Origin of the sequence: Nocardia sp. NPDC052112, from assembly GCF_040680135.1 — a bacterium.
Lineage (GTDB): Bacteria > Actinomycetota > Actinomycetes > Mycobacteriales > Mycobacteriaceae > Nocardia.
In genome coordinates this window covers 259,108-274,697 of the sequence record NZ_JBFAWD010000003.1, presented here as the reverse complement: position 1 = coordinate 274,697, position 15,590 = coordinate 259,108, and the positions used below count along the sequence as shown (strand labels likewise).

The following is a 15,590-nucleotide window of genomic DNA, read 5'->3' as shown; positions in this document are numbered from 1 at the left end:
GCGTGCACTCCGCCTTGCCCGCAGATTGCGCTCTCCGCAGGCTATGACTCGCTACTGATACTCGTCCAACGCCAATTCGGCATCAACCGATACCTTGGAGGTATTCATCGGAGGGCGACGATCTCGACCCAGTTCGGGTCGCGGCCGACGCCGAGCCGCTGTCGCGGGGTGAGCGAGCCGGTCGCGGGATCGATGGTGTAGCTGGTGACGCTATGGGACTGCTGCCCCGCGGCCACCAGGAACTGCCCGCTCGGGTCGATGGCGAATCCGCGCGGCTGGGTCTCGGTCGGTGTGGATCCGAGCCGATGGAGCAGTCCGGTTGTCGGATCGATGCGAAATCCGGTGATCGTGCTCGAAGTCCGTTCAGCCACATACAGATAGCGGCCATCGGGTGTGCCGCGCAGCTCCGACGTCCACGGTGGCCCATCGGATCGCGGCGGCAGCACCGATGCCGAAGCGATGAGACCGAGTGTGCCCGTGGCGGATTCGAATCGATAACTGTGTACCGTGCCGTCGAGCTCATTCGTGACGAAGGCGAATGAGCCGGACGGATGGAATACCAGGTGACGCGGACCGGCGCCGGGTGTGGTCTCGACCCGCGGCGGCTCATTCGGTGTGAGCAGCCCGGTTTCGGCGTCGAAGCGGTACTGCAGAATCACATCACCGCCGAGCGCCGCCGCGAACAGATAGCGGTTCGACGGATCGGTGCATATCGAGTGCGCATGCGGCGGTGTCGATACCACCGTGATCGGCGCTCCGATACCGCCGTCGGCGGCGATCGGATTGACGGCGATTTTGTCGCCCGAATACGACGCGCTCAGCAGATAGCGCCCGCTTCGATCCGTCGCGAGATAGGCCATATTGTCCGGCAGCGGGGCGGTCGACAGTGGTGTCAACCGCCCCGTTGCCGGATCCATTGCGAACACCGCCACCGCGAAGGGGGCCGAGCGCAGTGATGCGTAGAGGTACCGGTGGTCCGGACGCATCGCCAAGGGCATCACCGCGCCGCCCACCGGCTGGGACTCGATCGGCGTCAGGGCACCGTCGTCGAGTCGCAGCACGGAGATTTCGCGACTGTCGGCATTCGAAACATAAACCGCGCAGGCCACGCTCATTCGGACTTACCGCTGACCCTGGCCCGCAACTCCAACTCGATCTCCTCCAGACTGCGACCATTGGTCTCTGGTACGAACCGCCGCACCAGTATGAACATCACCACGCTGACTCCGGCGAAGATCCACGCCGAATAGCCGAGTCCGAGATGATCGTTCATCACCGGGAACAGGAAGGTGATGGCGAAGGTCGAACTCCACAGCACGACACTGCCGACGCCCATACCGACCCCGCGCACGCGCAGCGGGAAGATCTCCGCCATCATCACCCACACCACCGCGCCCCAACCCAATTCGTAACCCGCGAGATAGACGTTGAGCAGAATCAGGGTCGTGAGGCCGGTAACGGTGTGATTGTGGATGCCGAGCACGATGGCGCCGAGCAGGAACAGGGACGAGGCCATACACACATTGCCGAGCAGCAGCAAAGGCTTTCGGCCCCAACGGTCCACGACGAAGATCACCCAGGCCGTGAATGCCACCTTGATCGCACCGAGCACAATGGACGCCAACAGCGACGTCGAATTTCCGAAACCTAGATCCTTGAACATGGTCGGCGCGTACACATTCACGGCATTGACACCCGAGAACTGTTGTCCGACAGCCAGAATGAGCGCCACCACCAGAGCGGGCCGCGCCCACGGTGCCAGCAGATCACGCAGCCGCCCCTTCTGCTGCTCGTCCAGTCGAATAACCGAGCGAATACTGTTGATCTCGGATTCGATCTCATCGGCACGGTGGGTGCCCGCCAGCACGGCCCGTGCCTCCTGCTCGCGCCCGGCATGGACCAGCCAGCGCGGCGTCTCCGGCAGCACCGACATGCCCGCCAACAGCGCCACCGCGGGAATCACCGCGACCGCGAACATCATGCGCCAGTTACCGCTGCCGGACAGCGCCCAGTCGACGATGTAGGCGATCAGGATGCCCGACACGATCATCAGCTGGTTCAGTGTCGACAGTGCACCGCGTGCCCTGGTCGGGGCGAGTTCGGACAGGTAGGTGGGTACGGTGGCCGACGAACATCCCACCGCGATACCGGTAATGAAACGGGCGACCACCAGCACCGCCACATTCGGCGCGAGCGCGCAGCCCAGCGCGCCGACCGCGAAGACCGCGGCCGCCGCCATGATGGTTCGCCGCCGCCCGAGCCGATCGGTGATCCGCCCGGCAATGGCCGCGCCGATCACCGCACCGGCGGCCAGGCATCCGCCGATCACGCCTTGCGTCACCGAGGACAGATGCCAGGACTTCTTGATGAACAGCAGCACACCGGAGATGACCCCGAGGTCGTAACCGAAGAGAATGCCGCCGAGGGCGCCGAAGAAATAGAGAAATTTGACATTGGAGGCGAGCGCCGATTTCGGCGCGGTCGTCATTGTTCTGAATTGCATTGTGCTGCATTTCTTTCGCGGTGGAGCAAAGTGTCATCAGCGTCACATGCCGATGGTGCGAAGTTCGGGAAAAGGCGATTCCGTCTGGGTATCGGCTGATGCGTTTTCGGTGGCGGTCAGAGCGGATTCGGTTTGCCGAGTGGAGTTTCCACGAACGGGCCACCGATAAGCCATGGACCGGGCTCGCCGACAGTCGCAATATCGGCGGCGAACCGTTCGGCATCGTCGCGGCTGTGGTAGCCGAGTTCTTCGGCCTCGCGCAGGGATACGACCGCGCGGGTATTGGCGGAGACGCCCCAGATCACCCGGTAGCCCGGACGTTCGGCAGCCAGGCACGCCTCGAACAGTCGCGCGCAATCATCGGGGGACAACCACATCGACAAACCGCGCGCATCGTGTGGACGTTCGAAGCAGGAGCCGATCCGAATGCAGAGCACATCCATGCCGAATCGGGAGTGATAGAGACTGCCGAGTGCCTCGACGGCCACTTTGCTGACACCGTAATAGGTATCGGGTCGGGGCGAGGCGTCATCGGAAATCGGTTCATCGCCCACGGCGCGGAAACCCACGGCATGATTGCTCGAGGCGAGCACGACCCGCGACACGCCGGCGTGCCGCGCCGCCTCCAAAACCGTTTGCGTGCCATCGATATTGACGGCGAGCACATTGTCCCAGCTGTCTTCCCGGCTGATCCCGCCGAGATGGATGATCGCATCCACGTCCCGGCAGGCCGCGGCCATCGTGGCCGGATCGGTGAGCGATCCGGTGACGATCTCGACCCGTTCGTCCGCGGTCGGCGCGGGGAGTTCGGTCAGATCCAGCAGCCGCAGCACGCGATCGGGGCGTCGGAGGCGCGGCCGCATCAGCGTGCCGATACCGCCCCCCGCGCCGGTAATGAGAATTCGGTGGTCATTCATGCGGCATCGGTCTCGCACATTCCGCCGAAAATGCCACTAGAACAGCTGTTTTCGCACATTGTGTCCTCCTGTGTGCGAGCGGAAGTGTGGGGTAGGTCACTTCCGCTCGAACGTGCCAGAAGGGTATGGCCCGGGACTGATGCCTGTCCAAGACCGTTTCTGTATCGACCGATGCCACGAGAGCATCGGTCGATCGCCTACTTCGCCAGGGTCACGTCCTCGCCACGCTCCAGTTTGGAATGCATCCGCGAGTATCCGAAGTACACGGCGAGGCCGATCACCAGCCAGACCGCGAAGCGCAGCCAGGTCTCCCAGGGCAGCGACCAGATCAGATAGATCGAGAAGCCGATGCCGATCAGCGGCACCACCGGCATGAGCGGCAGTTTGAATGCGCGCGGCTGATCGGGGCGGGTGCGGCGCAGCACCATGACCGCGACCGAGACCACGATGAAGGCCATCAGAATGCCGATATTGGTGAGCTCCGCGACCACGGTGATATCCAGCAGACCGGCCATGGTCGCCGATCCGATGCCGACGATCCAGGTCACCCGGGTCGGTACCTTGCGGACCGGATGGGTCTTGGCGAACCATTCCGGCAGCAGTCCGTCGCGGCTCATCGCGAACCACACTCGGGTGACGCCGAGCATGAAGGTGAGCACCACGGTGACAATGCCGACGATGGCACCGATCGCGATGATATTCGCGACGCCCGGCATGCCGACCGATTCGAAGGCGGTGGAGAAACCACTGGTCGGGCTGATCTCGGTGTACTTCTGCATGCCGGTCAGCACGAGTGTGGCCAGCACATACAGCACCATCGCGATGGCCAGCGAGTAGATGATGGCCTTGGGCAGATGCTTCTTGCCGTCGACGGATTCCTCGGCGGCGGTGCTCATCGCGTCATAGCCGAAGACGGCGAAGAAGACCGTTGCCGCGCCGGTCCACACCGCGCCGGCACCGAACGGGAAGTACGGGGTGTAGTTGGAGCTGTCGATGTGGAAGACGCCGAGCACGATGATCAGCACCACCAATGCGACCTTGATGCCGACGGCGACCGTCTCGAAGCGGCCGACGCTCTTGATGCCGCGCGAGAGCAGCCATGCGGTGCCGAGACAGAACAGCACCGCGAAGACGTCGACCACGCGACCATCTCCGGTGCCGTGCGCGCCCATCATCCAATCGGGCAGCGTGATATCGACTTGTCCCAGCAGGAATTTGAAATATCCGGAGACACCGATCGCGACCACCGCCGCCACCGCGATGTACTCCAGCAGCAGATCCCAGCCGATGAACCAGCCCGCGATTTCGCCCAGCGAGACATAGCCGTAGGTGTACGCGGATCCGGCCTTCGGAACCATCCCGGCGAATTCCGCGTAGCACAGCGCCGCGCAGGCGCTGGCGACACCGGCGATCAGGAACGAGATGAGCACCGACGGGCCCGTGACCGAATGCGCGACCGAACCGGCCAGGGCGAAAATGCCCGCACCGATGATGCCGCCGACGCCGATCGCCGTGAGCTGCCACAGTCCGAGCGACCGCTTCAGTTGCTCGTCCGCGGGCCCGGTCTCCTCCTCGATCTGCTCGAGAGGTTTGCGGCGCAACATCTGGCTGCGCAACTCCGCGAGGGGCATGGGTCTTCCTTTCGTCCTCCGCGCTACCCGACAGTGCAGTAACGCAGATCACATCCTGAGCAGCACTCAGCTAATCGGACCATAAACGCGCTGTGATCGGCGAGTTGGATAAATAAACTTCGGCGGCCTTGTCCGACTGCACAGACAAGACCGCCGAGCCGGGCATCAGTGCTGGCTGCCCGGTCGCAGCGAGCGCAGGAAGAACGCGACATTGGCCGGACGTTCGGCGAGTCGGCGCATGAAGTATCCGTACCACTGATCGCCATAGGGCACATAGACCCGGACGTGCTGCTCGTCGCGCACGAGTCGGCGCTGTTCGGCGTCGCGGATGCCGTAGAGCATCTGGAATTCGAAATCGTCGCGGGTGCGCTGGGTTGCGCCGGCGAATACACCGGCGGCCTCGATGAGTGCCGGATCGTGGGTGGCGACCATCGGATACCCCTCACCTTCCATCAGCACCCGCAGGCAGTCCAGATACGACTGGTCGACCTCGGCCCGGTTCTGATACGCCACCGACGCGGGTTCGCGATATGCGCCCTTGCACAGGCGAATTCGCGAGCCAGGACCGGAAAAGTCGCGACAGTCGGCCGCGGTGCGCCGCAGGTAGGCCTGCAGGACGGTACCGAGCGACGGGAAGTCGGCGCGCAACTCCCGCACGATCGACAAGGTCGAATCGGTGGTGGTGTGATCCTCCGCGTCGATGGTGACCAGCACACCCGCATCCGCTGCGGCGGAACAGATTTGGTGTGCGTGCTCGCGGGCGATCGCATGACCGTCGGCGGGCAGGGCTTGGCCGAGCGCCGAGAGCTTGAGCGAAATCTCCAGCGGCCCAACGGGTTCGGACTCACGCAACAAGGTGAGCAACGACAGCAGTGATAGATAGTGCGCCACCGTATTGCGCGCCTGCGCGATATCGGTGGTGTCCTCACCGAGGTAGTCGACGGTGACATACCGACCCGAACTCAGCAGATTCGCCACGGCCGCAACCGCATTCGGCTCGGAGTCACCGGCCACGAAGCGGTCCACCAGCTTCTTGGTGGTCGACATGCGGGTGACGGTGCGCTCCATGCGCGGCGAGCGCGAGGCCGCGAGCATGGCCGGGCGCAGCAGACCGGAAATGGCCATCAGATCTCCTCGGGTGCCTGGTGCGGATAGGTGTGCTCGGTCGGCGGGACGAAGGTCTCCTTGATGGTGCGCGCGGAGGTCCAGCGCAACAGATTCTGTGGTGAGCCGGCCTTGTCATTGGTGCCCGACGCCCGGGATCCGCCGAAGGGTTGCTGACCGACGACCGCACCGGTGGGCTTGTCGTTGATGTAGAAGTTGCCCGCGGTGAAGCGCAGGCCTTCGGTCGCCTCGGCCACGGCATTGCGGTCGTCGGCGATGATCGCGCCGGTCAGGCCGTAGGCCGAACCGCCGTCGACCAGCTCGAGTGCCGCCGCGAAGGATCCGGCAACCGAATCGTCATAGACGTGGACCGCGAGAATCGGGCCGAAGTATTCGGTGCTGAACGCCTCGTCGGCGGGGTCGTCGCCGAGCAGGATGGTCGGGTCGACGAAATATCCGACGCTGTCGTCGGCGTGTCCGCCCACCGCGATGGTCAGGCCCGGGGTGGCCTTGGCGCGGGCGATGGCATCGGCATTGCGGTCGAAGGCGCGCTGATCGATGACCGCGCCACCGAAATGCGCGAAGTCGGTGACATCGCCGTAGCTCAGCGAGCCGACCTTATCGATGAGATCGCGGCCCATCCTGGCCCACACCGACTTGGGAATGAAAGCCCGCGAGGCGGCCGAGCACTTCTGGCCCTGATAGTCGAAGGCGCCGCGGATCAGCGCGGTGGTCAGCACATCCGGATCCGCGGAACTGTGCGCCAGCACGAAATCCTTGCCGCCGGTCTCACCGACCAGGCGCGGATAGGTGTTGTAGTCCGCGATATTCATCGCCACCGAACGCCACAGATGCTGGAAGGTCGCGGTCGAACCGGTGAAGTGGATGCCCGCCAGCCGCCGATCGGTCAGCGCGACGTCGGAGATCTTCGGTCCAGCACCGTGCACCATATTGATGACACCGGGCGGCAGCCCCGCGGCTTCCAGCAGTTTCATCGTCCAATACGCGGCCACCGCCTGGGTGGGCGACGGCTTCCACAGGACCGTATTGCCCATCAGGGCGGGTGCGGTCGGCAGATTGCCCGCGATGGCGGTGAAGTTGAACGGGGTGATCGCGTAGACAAAGCCCTCCAGCGGGCGGTACTCGACCTTGTTCCATACACCCGGGGTCGAGATCGGTTGGTCGGCCAGGATCTGTCGAGCGAAATGCACATTGAAGCGCCAGAAGTCGACGAGTTCGCACGGTGCGTCGATCTCGGCCTGGTACGCGGTCTTGGACTGCCCCAACATGGTTGCGGCGGCAATGGTTTCGCGCCACGGGCCGGACAGCAGATCCGCGGCCCGCAGGAAGATCGCCGCGCGATCCTCGAAGGACAGCGCGCGCCAGCCGGGTGCGGCGGCCGAGGCAGCGGCGATCGCGTCCTCGACATCGCGGGCCTCGGCGGTGGTGAGGGTGCCGAGTACGGCGGCATGATTGTGCGGCTGCACGACCTCGATGCTCTTGCCCGAGGTGCGCCGATGCTCGCCGCCGATGACATGGTGGACCTCGGTCGGCGTAGCGGCGAGTTCGGTCAATTTCGCCCGCAATCGTGCGCGTTCGGCGCTGCCCGGTGCGAAGGTGCCGACCGGCTCGTTGGCCGGGCGTGGCGTGGACACGATGGCGTCCATGAGTCCTCCTTACTGGTATATGACGGTGAGCCGAAGTCAACACCGCAAAACCGCCCGCAGAATCGGACAGGCGGACAAAGATGGGATGACCGGATTGGCGAGTCGTATGAAAGTGAGCAGTGGTCGTGGCTGGCGAGGGTGAGTTGGTGGCCGCGGACCTGGACCTGTTCGGATTGGCGCAGATGGTCGCCCAGAACGCGGGCGGAATGGTGTCCATCGAGGACCCGCAATCGCATGTGCTCGCGTATTCGGCCTCCGATCAGGCGGCCGACCAGCTGCGGGTGTTGTCGATCCTCGGCCGGGAGGGGCCGCGTGACTATCTGCGGGTGCTGCGCGAGTGGGGCGTCTTCGATCGGCTGCGCGGTTCCGACGAAGTCATCGACATACCGGCGCACGAGGAACTGGACATCAAGCGCCGCCTGGTGGTGAGCATCCGGGACCATGCCGAGGGGAATGCGCCCCGGGTACTCGGTGCGATCTGGCTACAGCAGGGTGACCGGCCGTTCAAACCGGAAGCCGCGGAGATCCTGCGCGGTGCGTCGGCCATCGCCGCCCGGCTGATATCGCGCAGCCTGGACGCGCCCTCCGCCGAGGCGCTGCTCATTCAACGGCTGTTCGGGACCGGTGGGGGGACCGCCGACGTGCCCGCGGTAGCGAGTGCGTTGAATCTGCCGCTGACCGGTCCGGCCGCGGTGGTCGGCTTCGCAGTCGCTCCCGGCGTGAAGTCCCCCGCCGCCCTCGGCAATATGCTTCGCTTGCGCGCCAGCTCATTTCGCGGTGATTCGGTGACCACCGTCCTCGCCGACCGGGTGTATGTGCTGCTGCCGCAGTACCGAACCGCGCACGCGGTGACGGCGTGGACCCGTCAGCTGGTCGAACAACTGGAAGCCGACCTCGGATTGCGCGCCGCCATCGCCTGTCCCATTCCGGATCTGGCTCATGTCGCGGGCGCGCGTTCGGAGGTGGACCGGGTCCTCGACAGTACGGCCGCGATCTATCCGCGCGGACGGGTGACCACGCTGGCCGAATCACGTACCGCGGTATTGCTCGGTGAAATTCTCGATCTCGTCGGTACGCGGCCGGAACTGCACGATCCCCGCCTGCACAAGCTGCTGGACTACGACCGCAAGCACTCCGCGAATCTGTGCGAGAGTGTCGAGACGTATCTGCGCGAGCACGGCGACGTGCGCAATGCCGCGACGGCGCTCCAGGTACATCCGAATACCCTGCGCTACCGGATCCGCCGCGTCGAGGACATTGTCGGCATGGACCTCAGCGATCCCGCCGATCGCCTGCTGCTCGAACTCCAGCTTGCCCTGCATCGCCGATCGCCCGAATAGGCGAGTGCGCGAGCGATGATTATTCCGGTTCCCGTCCGTCTGATCTGGTGACGCGGCATCAACCACCGACCAAGGAGTTACCGATGCGGAAAATCACCGCGGGACTGTTCATCGCACTCGACGGCGTTGTCGAGAACCCGCAGGATTGGCACTTCCCGTACTTCAACGAGGAGATGGCCACGGCCGTCGACAGTCAGCTCGGCGCGGCCGATACGCTGCTGCTCGGCCGCAAGACCTACGAGGGTTTCGCCGGTGCCTGGCCGGAGCGCGAGCTCGCGGGCGATGTCGATGCCGAGATGGCCAGGAAGCTCGGCGACGCTCGCAAGATCGTGGTCTCGCATCAGGATCTGACCTTCACCTGGCGCAATTCCGAGGTGCTCGCCGGTGATCTGGTGGCAGCGGTCGCGGCGCTGAAGAACGAGCCCGGCGAGGCACCCATCGGCATCAGTGGATCGGTATCCGTGGTCCGTCAGCTGCTCGAGGTCGGGCTCCTCGATGAGCTGCATCTGCTGGTGCACCCGATCGCGGTGCGCAAGGGCCTGCGACTGTTCGAGGAGGCCGACGCCGCGCTTCCGCTGGAACTGCTTTCGTCCAATACTTTCAAAACCGGTGTGGTGCATCTGGTTTACGCCAAGGCGGCGGCCGAAGGTAGCGAAGGGTACGAGTACGCGAAACAGTTTCTGCCGCAAGAGGATTGAGCCCACGGGTGACACATGGTTTCGTGACCATGTGTCACCCGGGCGATTATTCCGCGTCGAGGACCTTGTGCGCACGGTCGTAATTCTCACGGCGCTCCGCACCACCGTTGTTACCACCGTTGATCGTATGAGTGATCGCGTCGATATCTGATCTATCCGCGTCGTCGTTCAAATCCTTGGAATCCCAGTACCATCCCGCAGTGGCGAACGCGTACTTCGGGTCTTCGGCTTTTTCTGGATCCGCAACGAAATCGACCTCGAGAGCATCGCTGGCCTTCCGATAGTTGCTGCGGCCGGTCAGTTGCAGGGCGCCTCTACCGTGGAATGCGGCGCCGTCACTGGCCCGGTCGTTTCCGAGGTCTTTGCGCGACCCGTAGTTGCGCTCGAAGTAGCCCTTGTCGCCATATTCTTCGAGGGTTTTCAGATCGTCGGTCTCCACCCCGATCTGCGCGAGGAATGTGGCCGCACGCTTGGGCGTGTCGATCCCGTAGTCGCGCATGGCCTGGTCGAGGTAGGGGAGGTATTTCTCCAGCTTGCTCTTGGGGGTGCCGGGGAAGATCTTCTCGAGTTGTGCCAAGGTCACGGGGCTCATCTGCCCGGCGTGCCCAGAGTTTTTCCCGATGATGTCGAGGTAGTCCTGCTCCAGATGTACGACCCTCGTGAAAATGTCCGTCAACAGGGACTTTTCCTCACTGGCCGATAGCTTGCCCGATCCTGCGGAGGTAGCCAACGAAGCCGCTTGCAGTACCAAGCCCAGCATTTGCGCCTCGTCCCGGATCCCCTTGGCCATCTTTACGCCGTTGCCCGCGACATCCCCAACGTTGCCGGAGAGCTTCGTATCCCGCTCTTTCAAATCAGCGGTGAGCTCAGACATTTTGGCCGATTTCGTGTTGTAATGAGCGGTCACCACGGACTTGTTTGCCACATCGTAGAGGTTCGCCTCATCGAGCATGGCCGTCAGATCGGGCAGATCGGTGGGGTTTCCGGTGCCGAGTTGGTCGAGCATGAATCGAAATGCGGTGCGAGCCAATTCGACCGCGCGTTGCACGGCGCCCGAAGCGACCGGCGGGGCGGCGAGTTTATCGATCTGCTCGCGTGCCTCGGCCACCACCGGCGATATTTTCGGCTCCTGCGCCTTCGGCGGCAGCAGCCCGTATTGCGCTCCGCCCCAGAGACCATCGGCGATCGGGTCGTACTCGGAGCCCATTCGCGGGATTGTCGCACAACCGGTTCGGCCCTTGTGAGCCTCGACTCCCCACCTATGGGCGGCCCACCGGTGTTCACGGGGTGACGATCGCGAAGTTCGGGTCGGGGCGGTCGAACAGGCCGTTCAGTCGCTGCAGGGTGGCGATATTGCCGTCGACGTTGATATCGCCCTTGATGATCGCGTCCGCGACATTGCCGCCGGCGAGCATCGTGCGGGCGAAGGTGGTGCGGGTCAGCGTGAGGGTGGCGTCGGGGGCGGGCAGACCGTCGTCAGGGGTGCGCGGGTAGTGGATGAGGACGCCATTGCGCAATTCGGCGCGCTGGGTGTGGTCGTCCGCATCGGTGAAGCGCCAATCGGTGGTGACCTGGATATCCCAGGCCTTGGGGCCGTTGACGAACAGGGATATGGCGTCGAAGGCCTGGTCGATGGTGAGGGCGGCGAGCATGCCCTGCGCGTTCGCCTTGGTCGGTGTGCCGAACGGGCCGTTGCGCAGTTCGTAGGCGCCGCTGAGGTAGAAGTTGCGCCAGGTGGCATTCTCCGCGCCGTAGCCGAGTTGTTCGAAGGCGCTGGCCTGCAAGTGCTTTGCCGTCGTATTGTTCGGTTCGGCGAAGATCACGTAGTTCACCAGCTGGGTGACCCATCGGTAATCGCCTGTGTCATAAGCTTTTTGGGCCTTCTGCAGCACCTCGCTCGCACCGCCCATGGCATCGACGTGCCGTTTGGCCGATTCGACCGGCGGATACTCCCACAGATGTGCCGGATTGCCGTCGAACCAGCCCATATAGCGCTGGTAGATCGCCTTGACATTGTGGCTGACCGACCCGTAGTAGCCACGAGTTGACCACTCTTTCGTGATCCCGGGTGGCAGCTGCAGCACCTCCGCGATCTCACTTCCGACGTAGCCCTGGTTGAGCAGGCGTAGTGTCTGGTCGTTGAGGTAGGCGTACAGATCTCGTTGCACCGCAAGGAATTCCACGATCCGATCGGTACCCCGGATCGGCCAGTGGTGTGAGGAGAAGACCAGGTCGGACTTGCGGCCGTACCGGTTGATCGATTCGGTGAGATAGCGCGACCACACATGCGGATCGCGCACCAACGCACCGCGCAGTGTGAGGATGTTGTGCAAGGTGTGGGTGGCGTTCTCGGCCATGCACAGGATGCGCCGGTCCGGGAAGTAGAAGTTCATTTCCGACGGTGCCTCGGTGCCCGGAGTCAATTGGAACACCATGCGCACACCGTCGACGATCTCCTCTTGGCCGGAGCGGGTGATGTCGACGGTGGGGTCGATGAGAGTGGTGGTGCCGATCGATGTGGTCTGGCCGAGGCCCGCGCCGACCTGTCCCTTCGGTCCGCGCGGGAGGGCCGCGCCATACATGTAGGCGGCGCGTCGGGCCATCGCGGTGCCCGCGTAGATGTTCTCGGCGACCGCGTGTTCGAGAAAACCGGACGGCGCGAGCACCGGACAGTGGCCCGCCGCCACCTCCGCGCGGGTGGTGACCCCGAGTGCACCGCCGAAATGGTCCACGTGCGCGTGTGAATAGATGAGTCCGGTGACCGACCGATTGCCCCGATGGGCGCGATAGAGCGCGAGTCCGGCGGCAGCGGTCTCGGTCGAGATGAGTGGATCGATGACGATGACGCCGGTATCGCCCTCGATCAGCGTCATATTCGACAGGTCGAGACCACGGATCTGATAGAAGCCAGGGGCGATTTCGTACAGTCCCTGTTTGGCCGTCAGCTGGGACTGTCGCCACAGGCTCGGATTCACCGACAGGGGGCAGGGATCGCGGAGGAAAGCGTAGGAGTCGTTGTCCCACACCACCTTTCCGCTGGGATCCTGGACTACGCCGGGGTCGAGGGCGGCGATCCAGCCGCGGTCGGCGTCCGCGAAATCGGTGGTGTCGGAGAAGGGGAGTGTCGAGGCGAGCCGCGTATTGCCCTCGGCGATGTGATTGCTCGGTTCGGTGGGCTCGGCGGACGGATGCACATCATCCGCGTCGGCACATGCGGTGAGCCCGACGCCCGCGACCGCGAGTGCCGCCGCTCCGACGCCGAATGCGCCGCGCCGGGACATCCGTGGCATCCGGTTGGTGTTCTGGTGCTCGACCATCGTTTCTCCTGTCAGTGCTCGGCAGCGACACCGTAACCGTTATTGCAGTCAGACTGCAATAATTGCCGGTGTGGTCGCCGATGTTCGCATGGCGTGCCTGTGATCGGATGCAGGCATGAGTGAGAGCACTGCGCGCGCCCGCCGCAGGCGCAACCCGGAACAGACCCGCGCCGCGATCGTCGCCGCGCTGCTCGATGCGATACATGACGGTGAACTCGATCCCACCGGTAAGCGCATCGCGGCGCGGGCCGGAGTTTCCGAGCGCAGCGTATTCGTGCACTTTCCCGGACGGGACGACCTGCGGGTCGCGGTCGTGGAGGTGCAATCGGAGCGGGTCGAGGCGCTTATCGAGAATCCGGATCCGGAACTACCGCTCGCCGATCGCATCGATGCGGTGGTGCGGCAGAGCGCGGCGATCTTCGCGCTACAGCGAAATCCCCGGCTGCTCGGTCTACTCGAATCGCATACGGTCCCTGGCGTCGACGCGCGAATGCGGTTGACCGACACGCGAATTCGTGCCGCGCTGGCACGCGCGTTCGCGCCGGAGCTGACCCACGACGGCGGCATCGACGAGGAACTATTGGATCTCGTCGATGCCGCCGTCGGCTGGCCCACCCGGCATCATCTGGTCGACCGCCGAGGCCGATCGCAGGCCGAGGCGTCCGCGGCAATCCGCCGGGAACTGATGGCGCTCTTGGGTTAGGCGTTGGCGGCGGCCTCGGGTTCGTCGGCGGGCGGGGCGTCCTCGACGGTGCGCTTGGGCCCGGTGAACCAGCGCTTGGCCGAGACCAGCCACCAGACACCGATCGCGCCCACTACGCCGACCAGGGTGATCGGTGCGTAATTGACCGTGTTCCAGGTGAATTCGCTGTTCCACGGGTAGCCGCGGTCATCGGTCGGCAGGATGAACAGCAGGCTGATCAGCACGATCCAGATCAGGGCGATAATGCCCACCGGTCGATACCAGGGGCCGAGTTGCCAAGGGCCGGTCTGGAATCTGCCGCCGTGCAACTGGCGCAGCAGGATCGGGATGCCATAGGCGATGTAGAGGCCGATGGTGGCGACGGAGGTGGCCGCCGCATAGGCGGTCGGCGCGTTTTCCGCGGGTACCAGCATCGACGGGATGAGCAGGACGAACGAGAAGAACGAGATGAACAGCACCGCGTGCACCGGCACTTTGCGGTCCGAAAGTCGCGACCAGTAGGCCGATCCCGGTACCGCGCCGTCACGGGAGAAGGCGAACAGCATGCGCGAGGCCGAAGTGACCGAGGCATAGCCGCAGAACAGCTGGGCGATCGCGGCGATGATCAGCAGCAGACCGGACCAGAACGAATTCAGCGAATTCTCCAGGATGTAGATCACCGGATAGCCGTTGTTCTTCGCCGGATCCAGGGCGTCATCGAGATTCGGGATCGCGAAGGTGACCGCCATGATGAGCAGATATCCGGCAACGGCCGAGACGACAATGGTGTTGATGATGCCCTTGGCCGCCGTGCGTGCGGCATCGTGGGTCTCCTCCGACATATGCGCCGACGCGTCGTAGCCGGTGAATGTGTACTGCGCGTGCAGCAGACCGAGGAGGAAGCTGAATGCCACCCCGCCGAACCCGACCGCGCTGTTGTCGACGGTTTCGGTGAAGACGAAGCCGACGCTCTGGTGGTGGCTCGCGCCGAAACCGAGGACGACGACGAAGATCGCCACGCCGCCGACATGCCACCAGGCCGAGATGTTGTTGATGACCGCGGATAGATGCGGGCCGATCGCATTGAGTACGGCATGCAGGATCAGGATCGCGGTGAAGACCAAAAAGATCGCGGTGCGGTCGGTTCCGATATCGATGCCGATCACATTGAGCACCGCGGTGGTGAAGATGGCCGCACCGTAGTCGATGGCGGCGGTCACCGCGATCTGGCCGATCAGGTTGAACCACCCGGTGAACCAGCCCCAGACCGGACCGCCCAATTCGGACGCCCACCAGTACAGACCGCCGGAAGTCGGGTAGGCCGAGGCCAATTCGGCCATTGCCAGACCGACGAACAACACCATCAGCGAGACCAGCGGCCAGCCCCACGCCATGGTGATCGGACCGCCGTTGGCCAGACCGATGCCATAACTGGCCAATCCGCCGGTCAGGATGGAGACGATGGTGAAGCTGATGGCGAAGTTGGAGAATCCGGACCAGGATCTGGCCAATTCCTGTTTGTAGCCGAGTTCGGCGAGGCGCCGTTCGTCGTCGGATGGTGTGGTGGCTTCGGTCATGATCGCTCCCGGGTGAAAACGCCGCCCTCATATGGCGTTTGCCAGAAGCTAAGTGTGAAGTGAGTGCTGGTCAATCGCAGGGAAATATGGAAACCGGGCCGTAATCTCTCGGCAATCGCACAATCCGGGCGCGAATCGCGGAATCCGTGGTAGG

Annotated in this window: 11 protein-coding genes and 1 pseudogene; 3 read left to right on the top strand and 9 right to left on the bottom strand. The window is 64.2% G+C overall.

Features of this window, described 5'->3' with window-relative positions:
• Window positions 1-104: 104 nt before the first annotated feature.
• The 6 genes from AB0L58_RS07270 to pruA all read right to left on the bottom strand — a co-directional run bounded on the left by AB0L58_RS07270 (window position 105) and on the right by pruA (window position 7,822).
• On the bottom strand, window positions 105-1,115 hold the full coding sequence (locus AB0L58_RS07270) for a lactonase family protein (protein WP_364382542.1): 1,011 nt from the start codon (window positions 1,113-1,115) through the stop codon (window positions 105-107).
• Window positions 1,112-2,488, bottom strand: coding sequence for a sugar porter family MFS transporter (locus tag AB0L58_RS07265; RefSeq protein ID WP_364382539.1), 1,377 nt, complete (start codon window positions 2,486-2,488; stop codon window positions 1,112-1,114). The genes AB0L58_RS07270 and AB0L58_RS07265 overlap by 4 nt, the downstream gene beginning before the upstream one ends.
• Window positions 2,489-2,619: 131 nt before the next feature.
• The gene (locus tag AB0L58_RS07260; RefSeq protein WP_364382536.1) at window positions 2,620-3,420 is read right to left on the bottom strand and encodes an NAD(P)-dependent oxidoreductase; all 801 of its coding nucleotides are present in this window, start codon (window positions 3,418-3,420) and stop codon (window positions 2,620-2,622) included.
• A 197-nt stretch (window positions 3,421-3,617) separates the two neighbouring features.
• Window positions 3,618-5,051: an amino acid permease gene (locus AB0L58_RS07255; protein WP_364382533.1), complete on the bottom strand. Its 1,434-nt coding sequence runs from the start codon at window positions 5,049-5,051 to the stop codon at window positions 3,618-3,620.
• A gap of 165 nt (window positions 5,052-5,216) precedes the next feature.
• Complete coding sequence (locus tag AB0L58_RS07250; protein ID WP_364382530.1) at window positions 5,217-6,176, bottom strand: proline dehydrogenase family protein; 960 nt, start codon at window positions 6,174-6,176, stop codon at window positions 5,217-5,219.
• The gene (gene pruA, locus AB0L58_RS07245; RefSeq protein ID WP_364382527.1) at window positions 6,176-7,822 is read right to left on the bottom strand and encodes an L-glutamate gamma-semialdehyde dehydrogenase; all 1,647 of its coding nucleotides are present in this window, start codon (window positions 7,820-7,822) and stop codon (window positions 6,176-6,178) included. The genes AB0L58_RS07250 and pruA overlap by 1 nt, the downstream gene beginning before the upstream one ends.
• 140 nt (window positions 7,823-7,962) lie before the next feature.
• Between pruA and AB0L58_RS07240 the strand changes: the two are divergent.
• Window positions 7,963-9,162: pseudogene (locus AB0L58_RS07240) on the top strand (helix-turn-helix domain-containing protein); the annotation flags it as partial.
• A gap of 83 nt (window positions 9,163-9,245) precedes the next feature.
• Entirely contained in the window at window positions 9,246-9,860 is a 615-nt protein-coding gene (locus AB0L58_RS07235; RefSeq protein ID WP_364382523.1) for a dihydrofolate reductase family protein, read from the top strand.
• 46 nt (window positions 9,861-9,906) lie between these two features.
• On the opposite strand, the gene AB0L58_RS07230 is transcribed toward AB0L58_RS07235, so the two are convergent.
• Both AB0L58_RS07230 and AB0L58_RS07225 read right to left on the bottom strand, forming a co-directional pair.
• Window positions 9,907-11,067, bottom strand: coding sequence for a glycoside hydrolase family 19 protein (locus AB0L58_RS07230; RefSeq protein WP_364382520.1), 1,161 nt, complete (start codon window positions 11,065-11,067; stop codon window positions 9,907-9,909).
• A 73-nt stretch (window positions 11,068-11,140) separates the two neighbouring features.
• A complete protein-coding gene (locus tag AB0L58_RS07225) occupies window positions 11,141-13,177 on the bottom strand; it encodes an alkyl sulfatase dimerization domain-containing protein (RefSeq protein ID WP_364382517.1) in 2,037 nt (678 codons plus the stop codon).
• 115 nt (window positions 13,178-13,292) lie between these two features.
• On the opposite strand from AB0L58_RS07225, the gene AB0L58_RS07220 reads away from it, so the two are divergent.
• Window positions 13,293-13,880 carry a TetR/AcrR family transcriptional regulator gene (locus AB0L58_RS07220; protein WP_364382514.1) on the top strand — a complete coding sequence of 196 codons (588 nt, stop codon included), beginning with the start codon at window positions 13,293-13,295 and terminating at the stop codon, window positions 13,878-13,880.
• On the opposite strand, the gene AB0L58_RS07215 is transcribed toward AB0L58_RS07220, so the two are convergent.
• Window positions 13,877-15,436, bottom strand: a complete 1,560-nt coding sequence (locus tag AB0L58_RS07215) for an amino acid permease (RefSeq protein ID WP_364382511.1) — start codon at window positions 15,434-15,436, stop codon at window positions 13,877-13,879. The two genes, AB0L58_RS07220 and AB0L58_RS07215, sit on opposite strands and share 4 nt — an antisense overlap.
• Window positions 15,437-15,590 lie beyond the last annotated feature (154 nt).

What these genes read in the sequence shown, in the direction of transcription:
- AB0L58_RS07270 (WP_364382542.1), bottom strand. Translation starts at nt 1,115, where the DNA reads ATGAGCGTGGCCTGCGCGGTTTATGTTTCGAATGCCGACAGTCGCGAA.
- AB0L58_RS07260 (WP_364382536.1), bottom strand. Translation starts at nt 3,420, where the DNA reads ATGAATGACCACCGAATTCTCATTACCGGCGCGGGGGGCGGTATCGGC.
- AB0L58_RS07255 (WP_364382533.1), bottom strand. Translation starts at nt 5,051, where the DNA reads ATGCCCCTCGCGGAGTTGCGCAGCCAGATGTTGCGCCGCAAACCTCTC.
- pruA (WP_364382527.1), bottom strand. Translation starts at nt 7,822, where the DNA reads ATGGACGCCATCGTGTCCACGCCACGCCCGGCCAACGAGCCGGTCGGC.
- AB0L58_RS07265 (WP_364382539.1), bottom strand. Translation starts at nt 2,488, where the DNA reads ATGACGACCGCGCCGAAATCGGCGCTCGCCTCCAATGTCAAATTTCTC.
- AB0L58_RS07230 (WP_364382520.1), bottom strand. Translation starts at nt 11,067, where the DNA reads ATGGGCTCCGAGTACGACCCGATCGCCGATGGTCTCTGGGGCGGAGCG.
- AB0L58_RS07220 (WP_364382514.1), top strand. Translation starts at nt 13,293, where the DNA reads ATGAGTGAGAGCACTGCGCGCGCCCGCCGCAGGCGCAACCCGGAACAG.
- AB0L58_RS07215 (WP_364382511.1), bottom strand. Translation starts at nt 15,436, where the DNA reads ATGACCGAAGCCACCACACCATCCGACGACGAACGGCGCCTCGCCGAA.
- AB0L58_RS07235 (WP_364382523.1), top strand. Translation starts at nt 9,246, where the DNA reads ATGCGGAAAATCACCGCGGGACTGTTCATCGCACTCGACGGCGTTGTC.
- AB0L58_RS07225 (WP_364382517.1), bottom strand. Translation starts at nt 13,177, where the DNA reads ATGGTCGAGCACCAGAACACCAACCGGATGCCACGGATGTCCCGGCGC.
- AB0L58_RS07250 (WP_364382530.1), bottom strand. Translation starts at nt 6,176, where the DNA reads ATGGCCATTTCCGGTCTGCTGCGCCCGGCCATGCTCGCGGCCTCGCGC.